The 16,319-nt window shown below is 40.5% G+C and carries 14 protein-coding genes, 1 tRNA gene and 1 rRNA gene; 10 read left to right on the top strand and 6 right to left on the bottom strand.

Annotated elements, in window-relative coordinates; genetic code table 11:
- Positions 1-18 precede the first annotated feature (18 nt).
- The 6 genes from mnmE to rpmH form a co-directional block, all read right to left on the bottom strand.
- A complete protein-coding gene (gene mnmE, locus B5G33_RS15440; protein ID WP_087418255.1) occupies positions 19-1,392 on the bottom strand; it encodes a tRNA uridine-5-carboxymethylaminomethyl(34) synthesis GTPase MnmE in 1,374 nt (457 codons plus the stop codon).
- A 146-nt stretch (positions 1,393-1,538) separates the two neighbouring features.
- Entirely contained in the window at positions 1,539-2,441 is a 903-nt protein-coding gene (gene jag, locus B5G33_RS15445; RefSeq protein WP_087418256.1) for an RNA-binding cell elongation regulator Jag/EloR, read from the bottom strand.
- A 19-nt stretch (positions 2,442-2,460) separates the two neighbouring features.
- The gene (locus B5G33_RS15450; RefSeq protein WP_242974720.1) at positions 2,461-3,741 is read right to left on the bottom strand and encodes a YidC/Oxa1 family membrane protein insertase; all 1,281 of its coding nucleotides are present in this window, start codon (positions 3,739-3,741) and stop codon (positions 2,461-2,463) included.
- Positions 3,742-3,776: 35 nt separating this feature from the next.
- Positions 3,777-3,986: a membrane protein insertion efficiency factor YidD gene (gene yidD, locus B5G33_RS15455; protein WP_087273213.1), complete on the bottom strand. Its 210-nt coding sequence runs from the start codon at positions 3,984-3,986 to the stop codon at positions 3,777-3,779.
- The gene (gene rnpA / locus B5G33_RS15460; RefSeq protein WP_087418257.1) at positions 3,958-4,329 is read right to left on the bottom strand and encodes a ribonuclease P protein component; all 372 of its coding nucleotides are present in this window, start codon (positions 4,327-4,329) and stop codon (positions 3,958-3,960) included. The genes yidD and rnpA overlap by 29 nt, the downstream gene beginning before the upstream one ends.
- Positions 4,330-4,388: 59 nt before the next feature.
- Positions 4,389-4,523 (bottom strand): 50S ribosomal protein L34, encoded by a 135-nt coding sequence (rpmH, locus tag B5G33_RS15465; protein ID WP_087273209.1) that lies wholly within the window; start codon positions 4,521-4,523, stop codon positions 4,389-4,391.
- A gap of 851 nt (positions 4,524-5,374) precedes the next feature.
- On the opposite strand from rpmH, the gene dnaA reads away from it, so the two are divergent.
- From dnaA to B5G33_RS15515, 10 genes are all read left to right on the top strand, one after another.
- Positions 5,375-6,736, top strand: a complete 1,362-nt coding sequence (gene dnaA / locus B5G33_RS15470) for a chromosomal replication initiator protein DnaA (protein ID WP_087273207.1) — start codon at positions 5,375-5,377, stop codon at positions 6,734-6,736.
- 275 nt (positions 6,737-7,011) lie between these two features.
- Entirely contained in the window at positions 7,012-8,124 is a 1,113-nt protein-coding gene (gene dnaN, locus B5G33_RS15475) for a DNA polymerase III subunit beta (RefSeq protein ID WP_087273205.1), read from the top strand.
- Positions 8,125-8,185: 61 nt separating this feature from the next.
- Positions 8,186-8,395, top strand: coding sequence for an RNA-binding S4 domain-containing protein (locus B5G33_RS15480; protein ID WP_087273203.1), 210 nt, complete (start codon positions 8,186-8,188; stop codon positions 8,393-8,395).
- Positions 8,396-8,418: 23 nt separating this feature from the next.
- Positions 8,419-9,504, top strand: a complete 1,086-nt coding sequence (gene recF / locus B5G33_RS15485; RefSeq protein WP_087418258.1) for a DNA replication/repair protein RecF — start codon at positions 8,419-8,421, stop codon at positions 9,502-9,504.
- Positions 9,505-9,517: 13 nt separating this feature from the next.
- A complete protein-coding gene (gene gyrB, locus B5G33_RS15490) occupies positions 9,518-11,443 on the top strand; it encodes a DNA topoisomerase (ATP-hydrolyzing) subunit B (protein ID WP_087418259.1) in 1,926 nt (641 codons plus the stop codon).
- A gap of 23 nt (positions 11,444-11,466) precedes the next feature.
- The gene (gene gyrA, locus B5G33_RS15495; RefSeq protein ID WP_087273197.1) at positions 11,467-13,956 is read left to right on the top strand and encodes a DNA gyrase subunit A; all 2,490 of its coding nucleotides are present in this window, start codon (positions 11,467-11,469) and stop codon (positions 13,954-13,956) included.
- 60 nt (positions 13,957-14,016) lie between these two features.
- Entirely contained in the window at positions 14,017-14,553 is a 537-nt protein-coding gene (locus B5G33_RS15500; protein WP_204247406.1) for a hypothetical protein, read from the top strand.
- A 189-nt stretch (positions 14,554-14,742) separates the two neighbouring features.
- Positions 14,743-15,456 (top strand): lysophospholipid acyltransferase family protein, encoded by a 714-nt coding sequence (locus B5G33_RS15505; RefSeq protein WP_087418264.1) that lies wholly within the window; start codon positions 14,743-14,745, stop codon positions 15,454-15,456.
- Between the two features lie 252 nt (positions 15,457-15,708).
- A tRNA-Ser gene (locus B5G33_RS15510) sits at positions 15,709-15,796 on the top strand.
- A gap of 316 nt (positions 15,797-16,112) precedes the next feature.
- Positions 16,113-16,319 (top strand): 16S ribosomal RNA (locus tag B5G33_RS15515); the annotation flags it as partial.

Raw genomic sequence — 16,319 nt, forward strand, 5'->3', positions numbered from 1 at the left:
TTTTTGTGGATAACCCTCTTATTTTCCGGTGCAGAACTTGGAAAAAATCTCATTTACCAGATCTTCCCCTACAGATTCACCGATAATGCTGCCAAGAGCTTCATAGGCATTCATCAGATCTATAGAGAAAAAGTCCTCCGGCATTCCCATTTCAATACTGTTCTCCACCATTTCCAGGCTTTTTCTAGCCTCTTCAAGAGCAGCTTTGTGACGGGCATTGGTAATATAGATCTCATCGTTAAATGCCAGCTCTCCCTGGAAAAACAGCTCTTTTATCTGATTCTCCAGAACGTCGATACCCTGCTCTTCCTTTGCAGATACAGATACAACAGGATGGGAAGTCATTCCTTTCAGTTCTTCCTCTGTGACAATCTGTTCCAAATCCGCTTTATTCAGGATTACAATAGCCTTTTTTCCCTTTAACAGCTCCATGATCTCTCTGTCATTATCATCTAAAGGAATAGAGGAATCCACCACAAAAAGTACCAGATCCGCATCTTTTGCAGAATCAATGGCTTTTTCTACTCCTATCTTTTCCACAATGTCCTCTGTATCCCGGATTCCAGCTGTATCCACGATCCGAAGAGAAATACCGTGGAGAAGAATCGTCTCTTCCAGAGTGTCCCTGGTAGTCCCCGCTATATCTGTAACAATGGCTCTCTCCTCACCTAAAAGGGTATTTAAAAGAGAAGACTTTCCTGCATTGGGTTTTCCTACGATTACGGTTTTTATACCTTCTTTTACCAGTTTTCCGTCTTTAACACTCATTAGGAGCCTGTCAATCTTTTCTTCCTGCTTCTTAATTTCTTTATACAGTGTTTCACCATATCCGTCAATACTTATATGCTCCGGATCGTCCAAAGCAGACTCTATATAGGCGATCTGGTAGATGATCCCTTCTCTGATCTCTCTGATGGCTTTCTGAATATTGCCTCTGAGCTGGCTTACAGAACTTTTCAGTGCATATTCATTTTTTGCATTGATAACATCAATCACCGCTTCTGCCTGGGAGAGATCTATTCTGCCGTTTAAAAAAGCCCTTTTTGTAAACTCTCCCGGTTCGGCAGGTCTGGTACCATATTTGATCACAGTATCCAGTATCTTTCTCATTGCCAGAACACCGCCGTGACAGTCTATCTCCACTGTATCTTCTCCGGTGTAGCTTCTTGGTCCATCCATGACCATTACCAGAACTTCATCTACCGTCTCCTCCCCATCATGGATGAATCCATAATTTATAGTGTGAGAAGGCACTGTCCTTATATCTTTTCCGCCACCCTTGGAACGATAAATTTTCCCTGCTATCTCTCTGCTCTCAGGTCCGCTGATCCTTACGATTCCTATACCTGAGGCAGACAGAGCTGTGGCAATTGCTGCTATAGTATCTGCCATATTCTCTCTCCTTTCCTGTGCGCATCCCGCCCGGAGGGCTTTTTATTCTATAGGACAGTCCGGAGAACTTTCCTATAGAATAAAAAAGGTGAAAGCGCAGAACAACCTTTCTTATTCACGCTTTCACCTAGAATAATAATTTTTACTTATCTGTTTTTCAATTTTACCACCACATGACGATAGGGCTCGTTACCCTCGCTGTAGGTTTCCACAAAACGGTTTCCCTGAAGAGCTGAGTGGATGATCCTTCTCTCATAAGGATTCATGGGCTCCAGTGATACTGGTCTTCTGGTCTTTCTTACTTTATACGCAATACTCCTGGCCAGGTTTTCCAGAGTTTCTTTTCTTCGATTTCTATAATCCTCTGTATCCAGCTTTACACGGATATATCCCTGTCTTCCTTTATTAACCACAAGGCTGGTAAGATACTGGAGAGAATCCAGAGTCTGTCCTCTTTTTCCGATAAGGATTCCCATATCATCTCCCTCAAAATCTATGTTCAGGTTTCCTTCTTCATTCTTATATTCCATCTTGATCTCAACCTGAAGTTCCATAGCCTTGAAGACGCCTGTAAGGAATTTCTGAGCATCTTCTTTGATCTCAGCAATTTCTTCTTCCGTTCTTAAAGTAACCTTTCTCTCTTCACGAGGTTTCTCTTCCGCCAGTTTTTCTGGCACCGGGGTTTCCTTTGGCTTTTCCTGAGTCTTCACAGGATTTTCTTTCTTTATTTCTTTTCTGTTATCTTTTTTATTTTCCCTCTTCTGCTCTTTTTTCTCTTCTTTTACAGCCTGAGGTTTCACAGATTTCTTTTCTTCTTTTTTGGCCGGGGCAGGTTTCCTTGCCGATTCAGCAGTTTCCTTTGGCAGAACTTCTTCTATTTCCTTCTTTGCCGCTCTTATAATAGCAGGCTTTGCACCAAATCCTAAAAATCCTGCTTTCCCCTGGGAGATTACCTGAATTTCCAGGTTTTCACTGGAAGTTTCATACTCTATACTGGCCTTAGTAATGGCCTCATCTACGGTCTTTGCAGAGAATTCTCTGAATTCCATCTCTCTTCCCCCTTACCTTCTACTTCTTTTTCTTCTTGTTTTCCTCATCAAATGCGGCTACCATATTTGCCTTTGACGCCAGACTTCCCGGTTTTGTCTTCGGAACCGTATAATTATATCCGGATGCCTCTTTAACAGAACCACTTTTCTCCGCCATAGTCTTTCTCTTAGGCTCTTCAATATTGCGCACATTCATTCTGGCCTGCTGGCTGATATTCTGAGAGATAACTCCTCTCTTCGCCATCTTCTTTTCTCTTTTTTCTCTGTTTTTCTGAATATAAGCATCCATATCCATATGATTCAGATGTCTGTTAATAACAAGCTGCTGCACGGTACGCACCAGAGCACCTATGATCCAGTAGATACCGATACCAAAGGGGAATGTAAAACAGATAAAAGCAGTAAACAGAGGCATAAAAACGTTCATACTCTTCATTGTAGCTTCCATCTGTGACTGATTTCCATTACCACTGCTATTTGAAGAAGCGGTGGGCATCAACTTCATGTTGATCATCTGTGTTGCCCACGCCAGAACCGGCACAAGTACAGCTGCAAGGATCATCAGGTACTGATGAGAAGACCATCCTGCCTGGATCAAAGCCCATGGTGTATCTGCAATATTCAGTCCCAGAAAATTCTGCATAGGCTGAAGTGTCTCTGCACTCTTATCCAGTACATCAGCGAATCCCTGAAATTGCTCTATACTGGCCAGTTTGTCCCACTGAGATGGTGATAAACTGTATAAAAAGTCAATAACCTGATTGGCATTTCCTTCTTGTCCCTGTACCCAGCTATAGGTACGAATGCCGTTATCCGTAATAAACTGACTGATAATATCCGAATATCCGCTGACATCTGTAATATGAGCTACAGCGTCACTAAATACTTCCTTGATTCCTCCGATATATCCCGGAATCTTTATAATAACCTGATACAATGCAAAGAAGATTGGCATCTGAATCAGCAGCTGAAGACAGCTGCCTGTAGGTGAAACCCCGTATTTTTCATATACGGCCATGGTTTCTTCCTGCATTTTCATCTGTGAGGTCTGATCTTTTTTATTCTTATATTTTTTCTGGATCTTCTGAATCTCCGGCTGCATGACCGTATTCATTTTTGAAAATTTCTGCTGTTTGATCTGCAGGGGAGTCATTAAAGCATAGATAATAACTGTAAATATAATAATACACAGACCTAAATTATGAACTCCGATGCTGTAAATGCCGTTCATAAGCCAACCGAGTACTTCCGCCACCCAGTTTACAATCGGCATAGTACTTTTCGTCAGTAATATACCCAAAACAGTATCCTCCTTATAATCTTGTCACCCTTGTCCTACGGCACCGGATCATACCCGCCCTTTGAAAAAGGATTGCATCTCAAAATTCTCCATGCAGCCAGAAGACTTCCTTTCAGGGCGCCATATTTTTCTATCGCTTCCAAACCATACTGAGAACATGTGGGTATATACGGACAACATGTGCTCTTAAGCGGGGACAAATATTTCTGATAGAATTTAATCATTTTGATTAATATTGTTTTCATTCTCTTCACTTCTCAAAATTTTATGGAGCTTTCCCAGATGAAGCAGGGCGCTCTCTATAGAATGGAATCCCTGATCCTTTCCATTCATCCTTACGATTACTACTATATCATATCCGCATACAAATTTTTCTTCATTAAGACGATAACTTTCTCTTATCAGTCGTGTCAGATGATGCCTTATAACACTGTTTCCCACTTTCTTGCTGACGGATATTCCCAATCTGTTGCGATTCAACTGGTTTTTCAGCACATACATAACTAAATATCGATTTGCAAAAGATGTTCCATTTTTATAAACCAGTTGAAAATCCCAATTTTTTTTCAATGATTCCGAATATTTCATACTCTGACCTTATACTCTGAGGGTATGCAAAGAGAAGAAAAGACCACATATCTGCGGTCTTAAGCTGATAATCTTTTTCTTCCTTTTGCTCTTCTGGCAGCTAAAACTTTTCTACCGCCTTTACTGCTCATTCTAGCTCTGAATCCATGAACTTTGGATCTCTGTCTTTTCTTAGGCTGAAAGGTCATTTTCATAATCAAGGCACCTCCCTTATATTAATGGACGTTCTTCCGAAGTGTTGAACGTCTCTCCTAGTTATGCATGGTAGAAAACATCATTTCAATTATATTCACAAACCCTTATTTCGTCAAGTATTTCTTGCTAAAGTTCTTTAAAAATTTGCAACTATTCAGCCATACAGCTCAGTTTCGCAGCTAATGCTGCTTTTTCACTGCTGCCGCAGCTAAATCTTCGCTTATGACTGAATAGTTACAAAAAGTTATCCACACTTATCCACAGAATAATGTGGGTAACTTTTTGATACAGTTTGTTATCCCCTTTTCCCATACACATACTTCTTCACATTTTCCGGTTTACGTAAATTTATCCACAATTTGTGGATAAGATGTGGATAAGTCACTCTATATATTCACATTTGTTCTCTATATTTTTTCAAAAACCCTTATTTTTCAACGGTTTTTTACGTGTGGATTCTGTTTTCGACATTATACACATTACTCACATTTCTTTTTTCCACAGGTTTACAGATTTTCTTTATCACCACTATCCACACTTCCTTATACACATACCCACTTATACACATTTCCGTCTTTGGGGATTCTTTTTTTAAAAGAATTCTTTCCTATATAAATGTATACTTCTTTTTATATCCACTTTTCCACATTGATTTTTCATTGGGAATCCTCTGGATTCTTGAATTTTTCATTGATTAATACCGTTTTTTATTATAATATATAGATAATAATACTTTTTTTGCCGATGAGCCGATGATTGGGTGATATAATCATTCAATCATACCCTTTATAGAGTGAGGGTATATTTTTTTGTGTGAAAAAGGCATAAAATACTTGTTAGGAGAATGAAAATGCACATTATACAGGAAAAATGGCCGGAGATTCTAAATATGGTAAAGACGGAGCACGATGTGTCACCCGTTTCTTTTTCTGCCTGGCTGGAGCCTTTGGAAGTATATAAAGTGGAAGGTAATGTTGTCACTATTGTTGTTACAAATGGTAGTATGGCGCTGAATTATATTAATAAGAAATATCTTCTGCCTCTTCAAGTGGCTATTATAGAGACTACCGGGGAAGATTATGAGATTTCTCTGGTTCTTCCAGAGGATATTAAGGAAGAAATTCCGGAGCCGGCTCCCATCAGCGATTCCACATTAAACGGCAATATTGTAAAAGCAGGGCTCAATCCCCGCTATACCTTTGATACTTTTGTAGTTGGAAGCAATAATAAAATGGCCCATGCGGCCTCTCTTGCTGTAGCGGAATCTCCGGGAGAAGCCTATAATCCCCTTTTTATCTATGGAGGAGTAGGACTTGGTAAAACTCATCTGATGCATTCCATCGCTCATTTTGTGCTGCAAAAAAATCCCAATGCCAAGGTGCTCTATGTTACCAGCGAAACTTTTACCAATGAACTGATTGATTCCATCCGTAACGGTAACAACTCTACAATGTCCAAATTCCGGGAAAAATACCGGGACATCGATGTACTTTTAATTGACGATATCCAGTTCATTATCGGCAAAGAATCTACCCAGGAGGAATTTTTCCATACTTTTAATGCTCTTCATGGCGCCAAAAAACAGATTGTTATCTCCTCTGATAAACCGCCTAAAGATATGGAAATCCTGGAAGACCGTCTCCGTTCTCGTTTCGAATGGGGACTGATCGTGGATATTTCCTCTCCGGACTATGAGACCCGAATGGCGATTCTCCGTAAAAAAGAAGAGCTGGACGGATATTCTATAGATAATGAGGTCATTGAATACATTGCCAGAAACGTAAAATCCAACATCCGTGAACTTGAAGGTTCTTTAAATAAGATCATGGCTTACGCTAACCTGGAAAAAAGTGAGATAAACCTGGCTCTTGCAGAAAAGGTATTAAAAGATATTATCTCACCAAATGAAAAAAGGGTGATCACTCCAGAACTGATAACAGACATTGTGGCAGAACATTTTGACCTGACACCTGGAGATATTGTAGGAAATAAGCGAAATTCCAAAGTCGTATTTCCACGTCAGATTGTCATGTATCTTTGCAGGCATATGACGGATACCACTCTTAAAAATATAGGACAGTACCTTGGAGGCCGTGATCATACTACGATTATGAATGGTATTAATAAAATCGAAGCAGAGCTGGAGACCTCCGAATCTACCCGGGAAGTAATCGACATTTTGAAGAAGAAGATTAACCCTTCCAAACAGTAACTTTATCCACAACTTAAAGTGCATATAATGTGTATTTCATGTGGAAACTTGAACAGGCTGAAAATCCCTCATTTTTGTCCACACCTTTATCAACCGGGTCTGCACAGGAACTTCGGGGTCTGCCCACAAAGTTATCCATACCGCGAAACCCGCATTTTTCACGGGTTTCGGCACTTATACACATACTCACAGCCCCTACGGCGGCTACTGCGGATTACTTAATCATTTTATTTATATATTATACACTCCACCACAGAAAGGAAGTTATTCACATTATGAAATTATTCTGTTCCAAAGCTGAACTTCAAAAAAGTGTAAATATCGTTATGAAAGCCGTTCCGGCTAAAACAACAATGCCTATTCTTGAATGTATTCTTATAGATGCATCAACCAATGACATTAAATTCACCTCTAATGATATGGAACTGGGAATCGAAACCCGGGTTCAGGGTATGGTTCTTGAAAAAGGCATTATTGCTCTTGATGCAAAGATTTTTTCCGAAATCGTTCGGAAACTTCCTGACAGTGATGTTACTATAGAGACAGATGAAAGATTAAATACTACAATTACCTGTGAAAAAGCGAAATTTAACATACCTGGAAAATCTGGCGAAGATTTTGCATATCTTCCTTTAATAGAAAAGAATGACTGTATACGGATTTCACAGTTTACTTTGAAAGAAATTATCCGACAGACTATTTTTTCCATTGCATTAAATGAAAACAACAAGCTGATGACAGGCGAACTTTTCCAGATTGAAGAAAACCGGCTTCGTGTCATTTCTCTGGATGGACACAGGATCTCTATCCGCCGTGTTCCTTTAAAAGAAGAGTGCGAAGACCGTAAAGTCGTTGTTCCTGGAAAAACTTTAAGTGAAATCAGCAAAATCTTATCTGGTGAAATGGAAGATATGGTAGACATTTATCTTTCTTCAAATCATATTCTTTTTGAGTTTGATAATACCACCGTGGTATCCCGTCTCATTGAGGGAGAATATTTTAAAATTGATCAGATGCTTTCCAGCGATTATGAGACAAAGGTAAAGATTAATAAAAAAGAATTCCTGGATTGTATTGACAGAGCAACACTTCTGGTAAAAGAGGGAGATAAGAAACCGATCATCATCAATATCGAAGACGGACAGATGGAGCTGAGCATTGATTCTCAGATTGGTTCTATGAAAGAAGATATTGATATTGAAAAAGAAGGCAAGGATATTATGATCGGATTTAACCCGAAATTCCTGATCGATGCTCTGAAGGTTATTGATGATGAGGAAATCAGTATTTATCTTATGAATCCTAAGGCTCCATGCTTTATAAGAGACGATGCCCAGCAGTATATTTATCTGATCCTTCCTGTAAATTTTAATGCTGCAGGCAGATAATTGCGGGTTTCGAAGCAATGTTAAAAACCAGTTCTTCAGGAAAAGACTAAAAGGGGAAAAAATGGAAATTATCAAATTAAAAGATGAATTTATAAAACTTGGCCAGGCTCTGAAAGCCGCAAATCTGGTGGAAGATGGAGTTGAGGCTAAGTATGTGATCCAGGATGGAGAAGTAAAGGTCAATCAGGAAACCGAGACCAGAAGAGGACGGAAACTGTATGATGGAGATGTGGTTTCCTATAATGGAGAGGAGATCCGGATCGAGAAATGATTCTGGAAGAAATCGGGTGACCTATGTATATTGAATCCATAGAGCTGAAAAATTACAGAAATTACGAGACACTTTCCCTTACTTTTGACAGAGGAACCAATATTTTCTATGGGGACAATGCCCAGGGGAAGACAAATATTCTGGAGGCTGTCTATCTCTGTGGGACTACAAAATCTCACAGAGGCAGTAAGGACAGGGAAATGATCCAGTTTGACTCTGACGAAGCCCATATCCGGATGTTTGTAAAAAAAGAGGGCATTTCCAGGAAAATAGACATGCATCTGAAAAAAAATAAGTCCAAGGGAATTGCCATAGACGGAATCCCCATACGAAAGGCAGGAGAGTTATTCGGTATCCTGAATCTTGTATTTTTTTCTCCAGAAGATTTAAATATTATAAAAAATGGACCGGGAGAGAGAAGACGATTTATTGACTTGGAATTATGTCAACTAAATAAACTTTATCTTTCGGATCTGTCAAACTATAATCATATTCTGAATCAGAGGAATAAGCTGCTGAAGGATCTTTCTTTTCAGCCTTCTCTTATAAGTACTCTGGAAGTTTGGGATGAGCAGCTTGCCCATTATGGCACAGCAATCATCCGGAGCCGGAGAGATTTCATTGATGAGATGAACGGGATCATAGGAGAGATACACAGCAATATTACCGGAGGAAAGGAAGAGATTCAGCTGCTTTACGAGCCAAGTACTTCGGAAGAGCATTTTCTTTCTGTGCTTTCACAGAACAGAGAGAGGGACTGCAGATTTAAAATGACTTCCTCAGGTCCACACAGAGATGATCTCTGTGTGAAAATAAATGGAATGGATATCAGAAAATACGGTTCTCAGGGACAGCAGCGGACTGCTGCTTTGTCTTTGAAGCTTTCAGAAATATATATGGTGAAAAAGAGAATAAAAGATATGCCGGTGCTTCTGCTGGATGATGTTTTATCTGAGCTGGATTCCAACCGGCAGAATTATCTCTTAAACAGTATCAGCCAGGTACAGACCATGATCACATGTACAGGGCTGGATGATTTTATCGACAAAAGATTTCATATCAATAAAATATTCAAGGTAGTTGACGGGAAAGTGTACTGTCCCGGTTAACAGGAGGAATTACATGAGTACAGAAATGAATACAGAGTACGGTGCCGACCAGATACAGATTCTGGAAGGCCTGGAAGCAGTAAGAAAAAGGCCTGGTATGTATATTGGAAGTACATCCTCCAGAGGTCTTCACCATCTGGTATATGAGATTGTAGATAATGCGGTGGATGAAGCTCTGGCAGGTTTTTGTGATACTATCGACGTATCCATTAATGAAGATAATTCAATTACAGTTATAGATAACGGAAGAGGTATCCCTGTGGGAATCAACCACAAAGCCGGAATTCCTGCCGTAGAGGTAGTATTTACGATCCTTCATGCAGGAGGAAAGTTCGGAGGCGGGGGGTACAAGGTATCCGGCGGCCTTCACGGCGTGGGAGCTTCTGTAGTAAATGCTCTTTCTACCTGGCTGGAAGTAAAGATTTATCATGAAGGTAAGATCTACCAGCAGCGGTATGAGAGAGGAAAAGCCATGTACAGTCTGAAAGTGGTGGGAGACTGTGAACCGGACAGAACAGGAACTACAGTTTCTTTTCATCCGGACCCGGAAATCTTTGAAGAGACGGTTTTTGATTTCAATACTTTAAAACATCGTTTTCGTGAGATTGCCTTTCTTACCAAAGGTCTTAAAATCATTGCCCGGGATAAGAGAGAAGAGGAACTAAAAGAAGTTACTTTTCACTATGAAGGCGGTATCCGGGAGTTTGTTCAATATCTGAACAAGAGCACCACGCCGTTATACGAAGATATCCTTTATTTCGAAGGTACGAAAGACGGAGTCATGGTGGAAGTTGCCATGCAGCATAATGATGCTTATACAGAAAACACCTATGGTTTTGTTAATAATATAACTACTCCAGAGGGCGGAACTCATATTATGGGATTCAGGAACGCCCTGACAAAGACGTTTAATGATTATGCCAGAAAGAATAAACTGCTGAAGGAAAATGAACAGAACCTGTCAGGAGAGGATATCAGAGAAGGACTGACTGCAATTATCAGCGTAAAAATCGAAGATCCTCAGTTTGAAGGACAGACAAAGCAGAAGCTGGGAAACAGCGAGGCCAGAGGCGCTGTAGACAATGTTGTCAGCAGCCAGCTGGAGATTTACCTGGAGCAGAATCCTGCAGTAGCAAAGATTATCGTGGAGAAATCCATTCTTTCTCAGAGGGCCAGAGATGCTGCCAGAAAGGCCAGAGAGCTGACCAGAAGGAAGTCTGCGCTGGATGGTATGTCTCTGCCGGGCAAGCTGGCAGACTGCGTGGACAAGGATCCAAGTAAGTGTGAAATCTATATTGTAGAGGGAGACTCTGCGGGAGGATCTGCAAAGACAGCAAGAAGCAGAGCTACTCAGGCAATTCTTCCTCTGAGAGGAAAGATATTGAATGTTGAGAAGGCAAGACTGGACAAGATTTATGCCAATGCAGAGATCAAAGCCATGATCACAGCTTTCGGAACAGGAATACATGAGGATTTCGACATCAGTAAGCTGAGGTACCACAAGATCATCATTATGACCGATGCCGATGTAGATGGAGCTCATATTGCTACCCTACTGCTTACATTCCTATACAGATTTATGCCGGAACTGATCAAACAGGGATATGTGTACCTGGCGAAGCCGCCTTTATTTAAACTGGAGAAAAACAGAAAAATTTACTATGCTTATACAGAGCAGGAGCAGGCAGAAATCCTTAAGGAAATCGGCCTGGAAGGCTGCAGTATCCAGCGGTATAAAGGTCTGGGTGAAATGGATGCAGACCAGCTTTGGGAAACGACCATGGACCCAGAGAGAAGAATTCTCATGAGAGTTGTAATGGACGAAGACTCCACTTCGGAACTGGACCTGACCTTTACAACATTAATGGGGGACAAGGTAGAGCCCAGAAGAGAATTTATCGAAGAAAATGCCAAGTATGTGAAGAATCTGGATATTTAAGCAGAGGCAAAAGGAGAAACTAGATGGAAGATAATATTTTTGATAAAGTCCAGGAAGTTGACCTGCAGAAAAAAATGGAGGAATCCTATATAGAGTATGCCATGAGCGTTATTGCATCCAGGGCACTTCCTGATGTCAGAGACGGTCTGAAACCGGTACAGAGAAGAATCCTGTATTCCATGATCGAATTAAATAACGGTCCTGACAAGCCTCACAGAAAATGCGCCCGTATCGTAGGTGATACCATGGGTAAATATCATCCCCATGGAGACAGTTCTATCTATGGTGCATTGGTAAATATGGCTCAGGACTGGTCTACCAGATATCCTCTGGTAGACGGACATGGAAATTTCGGCTCCGTAGACGGTGACGGAGCTGCCGCCATGCGTTATACAGAGGCAAGACTGAGCAAGATTTCCATGGAAATGCTGGCGGATATCAATAAGAATACTATAGATTTTACGCCGAACTTTGATGGTACGGAGAAAGAGCCTACTGTGCTGCCTTCCAGGTATCCTAACCTTCTGGCAAACGGAACCTCTGGTATTGCCGTAGGTATGGCAACCAATATACCACCTCATAATCTGAGAGAGATTATTAATGCAGTAGTAAAGATTATTGACAATCAGATAGAAGAAAACAGAGAAACAACCATAGAGGAGATTCTCTCTATCGTAAAAGGACCGGATTTCCCCACAGGGGCTACAATTCTGGGAACCAGAGGAATCGAAGAGGCCTACAGAACGGGAAGAGGAAAAATCCGTGTACGGGCAGTGACTGATATTGAGACTATGCCAAATGGAAAAACCCAGATCATCGTTACAGAACTTCCTTATATGGTCAATAAAGCAAGGCTTATTGAGAAAATCGCAGAACTGGTAAGAGATAAGAAAGTTGACGGTATTACGGCAATCAACGATCATTCCAACAGAGAAGGTATGCGTATCTGTATTGAACTGAGAAGAGATGCAAATGCCAATGTGATTTTGAACCAGCTTTATAAACATACTCAGCTTCAGGATACCTTTGGTGTGATCATGCTGGCTCTGGTAGGCAATACTCCGAAGGTTATGAGTCTTCTGGAAATGCTGGAGCATTATCTGAATCATCAGGAAGATGTGGTTACCAGAAGGACACAGTATGATCTGAACAAGGCAGAGGCCAGAGCACATATAGTATCTGGTTTGCTGAAAGCCCTGGATGTGATCGATCAGGTAATCCAGATTATCCGAAATTCCAAGACAAGACAGGAAGCAAAGGATACATTAATGGAAACCTTTGATTTTACAGATGTACAGGCTCAGGAAATTGTAAATATGAGGCTGTATCAGCTTACCGGAATGGAGAGAGAACGTCTTCAGAATGAATTTAATGATCTGGAAGTGAAGATCAGAGAGCTGAAGGCTATCCTGTCAGACAGAAATCTGCTCCTTAGAGTAATCCGGGAAGAAATTCTTGCTATTGCAGATAAATACGGAGATGACAGAAGGACTTCTATTGGATATGATGAGTACGATATCTCTATGGAAGATCTGATACCAAAAGAAAATACAGTGATAGCCATGACAAAATTAGGCTACATAAAGAGAATGACCGTGGATAACTTCCGCAGCCAGAACAGAGGCGGCAAGGGTATTAAGGGAATGTCCACTATAGAAGATGACTACATTGAAGAACTGCTGATGACGACGACTCATCATTATCTCATGTTCTTTACCAGTACAGGAAGGGTGTACCGGATAAAAGCTTATGAGATTCCGGAGGCCAGCAGAACAGCCAGAGGCACAGCTATCATAAATCTGCTTCAGCTTCAGCCGGAAGAAAAGATCACAGCAGTGATACCGATCAATGAGTTTAAAAAGGGCAGTTTCCTCTTTATGGCTACCAAAAACGGCCTGGTTAAGAAGACGCCTATTGAAGATTATGCAAACGTGAGAAAAACAGGGCTGGCGGCCATTGCGCTGAGAGAAGACGATGAACTTATTGAAGTTAAGTTTACAGATAATAAGAAAGATATTATCCTGGTAACAAAATTCGGACAGTGTATCCGTTTTAATGAAACGGATGTACGGGTAACCGGAAGAGTTTCCATGGGAGTAAGAGGAATCAATCTTCTGGAAGAGGATGAAGTAATCGGCATGCAGCTTACATGCCAGGGAGATTATCTGCTGATCGTATCTGAAAAAGGTCTTGGAAAACGTACTTCTGTAGGAGAATTCACACGTCAGAACAGAGGCGGAAAAGGCGTTAAATGCTATAAGATTACGGAAAAAACAGGAAATGTTATTGGCGTTAAGGCAGTAAACAGTGACAATGAGATCATGCTGATCACAACAGAAGGAATCATTATCCGTCTGGAATGCAAGGACATATCTATTCTTGGAAGAATTACGTCTGGCGTAAAGCTGATGGATCTGAAGGATGATATTAAAGTGGCTAGTATTGCCAAAGTAAGAGATAAGGACGATGAGATTAAACAAGAGGATTCCGAAAGAGAAAGAGAAGGGGAATAAAGGTAATTCATGACAGCGGTAAAAAAAGGGGTTATATTGATATTGACTGCCTCCATTTTTATGTTTCTTTTGGAAGGCTGCGGCGGAGGAGTAGATTATAAATCGCCGGAAGCTATAGTTAAATCCCTGGTCCGTTCTTATCAGGACCAGAATGAACAGGCTGTTAAGGAATGCTACGGCCTATCTGAAGATGAGGAAGTTCAGGAGGATATACAAAAGGAAATAAATTATAATATGCGGCTTTTTAAAGCCTATCAGGCAGTAAGCATAGACTTTGAAAAGTCGGACTCTCTGGGAAAAAGCGGAGACAGCCAGCTGATTTATGTATGGTTTAATTATAAATCGAAGGATGCAGAGCAGAAATGTCCTGTTATGTCTTTCTACTTTGTAAATGAGAAAGATAAAAGGTATTTTGTAATTCCCGCAAAAGATGTGACTGAGGAAATGAGTGAATATTCCAGAGGTGCATATGAAAGATTTATGGATACCAGAACCTACAAAAATTATCAGAAAAATTTTGAAGAGTTTCAGGAAAAAAATCCTTCTTATAAAGAAAGTCTGAATAAGCGTTTCAGCCAGTCGGCGAACGAGATATAAGTAGGAAAAAAGCTCTGTGGGGAGTGTGCATTAAAGTGAAAGAATTTTTAATGCACACTTCTTTTTGCGAATCAGCAGGAGATGACGATACAGCCGTCTTCTGTAAAGGTACCCTCTCGGCAGCCGCCAGAAAGCCATAGAGCCTTGGCTTTATGCCGGGGGAATAAAGAAGAAAGTGAGCAGGGAAAAGTGAAGAGAATTTTATTAATGGTAGCATATAATATTCTTATAGTGCCGTATTATTGGTTCAAATTGTGCTATTATGCCAGTCATGTAGATAAATATACAGAGGAAGAAAGATACAAGTTATTAAGATTTATTGATAACAGGGCAATAACAGGAGGCCGGATACAGATAGACGTTCATGGAGAAGAGAATATACCAAAAGAAAATGGTTTTATGTTCTTTCCAAATCATCAGGGACTCTTTGATGTTCTGGCAATCATACAGGCCTGCCCTACACCTTTTTCAGTGGTCATGAAAAAGGAAATTCAGAATATTCCTTTTCTGAAGCAGGTCTTTGCCTGCATGAAGGCTTTTGCCATAGATAGAGAAGATGTAAAACAGTCTATGCAGGTAATCCTTCAGGTAACAAAAGAAGTAAAAGCTGGAAGAAACTATCTGATCTTCCCAGAGGGAACCAGAACAAAAGATCCCAATAATGTCCATGAATTTAAAGGGGGAAGCTTTAAGCCTGCAGTTAAGGCAAAATGCCCCATTGTACCGGTAGCTCTTATTGATTCTTATAAATCTTTTGATACAAAGTCCATTGAAAAACTGACAGTACAGGTTCATTTTCTGGAACCGCTTTTATATGAAGAGTATAAAGATATGAAGACAGTGGAGATTGCACAGGAGGTAAAGTCAAGAATAGAGAAAGTCATCAGAGAAAACGAAAGATAGAGTTATGCGCTTGCAAGTTCGCATTAACAGAAGATACATTCACTGTACCCTCCGTGCAGAAGAGATGTTTATCTCTTTCTATACGGAGGGTATTTAATCTAAATCGAATGGCAAAAGGTTTCAAAATGGAGTGCTGAAAAAAAACGAAAAAAATTTTTAAAAAAGTAGTTGACAAATTTTCATAAATAGCGGTATAATACATATTGCTCATGCAGAGCAAAAAATTGAATGATTTAACATTATTCAGGCAATGGAGAAATACTCAAGTGGCTGAAGAGGCGCCCCTGCTAAGGGTGTAGACGGTTCGCGCCGTGCGAGGGTTCAAATCCCTCTTTCTCCGCTGACAGTTTTGAGATTAAAAAACTTGAAAAAAGTTCTTGACAAACAAAAAGGTTTGTGATAATCTATTAAAGCTGTCGAAAAGAACTGGAAAATCTTGAAAAAAGAAATTTTCAAGAAAATGAAAAAAGTTCTTGACAAGCCAGAAAAGATGTGATAATCTAATATGGCTGTCGCAAGACAGGGACCTTGATAACTGAACAGTGAAACACATGAACTGAAAATTCTTTTACATTCATTTTTAAAAACGGTTCGACGAACCAAAACAGTAAAAGGTTTGGATAAGCGAGAGTTTATCATGACCTGGAACAAACACTTTATCAGAGAGTTTGATCCTGGCTCAGGATGAACGCTGGCGGCGTGCCTAACACATGCAAGTCGAGCGAAGCGCCTGCTTTTGATTCTTTCGGGATGAAGAAGCTTGCGACTGAGCGGCGGACGGGTGAGTAACACGTAGGCAACCTGCCTCACACAGGGGGATAACAGTTAGAAATGACTGCTAATACCGCATAAGCGCACAGGGC

It is taken from the genome of Blautia sp. An81, assembly GCF_002161285.1.
Lineage (GTDB): Bacteria > Bacillota > Clostridia > Lachnospirales > Lachnospiraceae > Blautia > Blautia ornithocaccae.

Excerpts from the sequence above, each read along its gene's own strand:
- mnmE (WP_087418255.1), bottom strand. The coding sequence starts at position 1,392 with ATGGCAGATACTATAGCAGCAATTGCCACAGCTCTGTCTGCCTCAGGT.
- jag (WP_087418256.1), bottom strand. The coding sequence starts at position 2,441 with ATGGAATTCAGAGAATTCTCTGCAAAGACCGTAGATGAGGCCATTACT.
- yidD (WP_087273213.1), bottom strand. The coding sequence starts at position 3,986 with ATGAAAACAATATTAATCAAAATGATTAAATTCTATCAGAAATATTTG.
- rnpA (WP_087418257.1), bottom strand. The coding sequence starts at position 4,329 with ATGAAATATTCGGAATCATTGAAAAAAAATTGGGATTTTCAACTGGTT.
- rpmH (WP_087273209.1), bottom strand. The coding sequence starts at position 4,523 with ATGAAAATGACCTTTCAGCCTAAGAAAAGACAGAGATCCAAAGTTCAT.
- dnaA (WP_087273207.1), top strand. The coding sequence starts at position 5,375 with ATGCACATTATACAGGAAAAATGGCCGGAGATTCTAAATATGGTAAAG.
- dnaN (WP_087273205.1), top strand. The coding sequence starts at position 7,012 with ATGAAATTATTCTGTTCCAAAGCTGAACTTCAAAAAAGTGTAAATATC.
- B5G33_RS15480 (WP_087273203.1), top strand. The coding sequence starts at position 8,186 with ATGGAAATTATCAAATTAAAAGATGAATTTATAAAACTTGGCCAGGCT.
- recF (WP_087418258.1), top strand. The coding sequence starts at position 8,419 with ATGTATATTGAATCCATAGAGCTGAAAAATTACAGAAATTACGAGACA.
- gyrB (WP_087418259.1), top strand. The coding sequence starts at position 9,518 with ATGAGTACAGAAATGAATACAGAGTACGGTGCCGACCAGATACAGATT.
- gyrA (WP_087273197.1), top strand. The coding sequence starts at position 11,467 with ATGGAAGATAATATTTTTGATAAAGTCCAGGAAGTTGACCTGCAGAAA.
- B5G33_RS15500 (WP_204247406.1), top strand. The coding sequence starts at position 14,017 with ATGTTTCTTTTGGAAGGCTGCGGCGGAGGAGTAGATTATAAATCGCCG.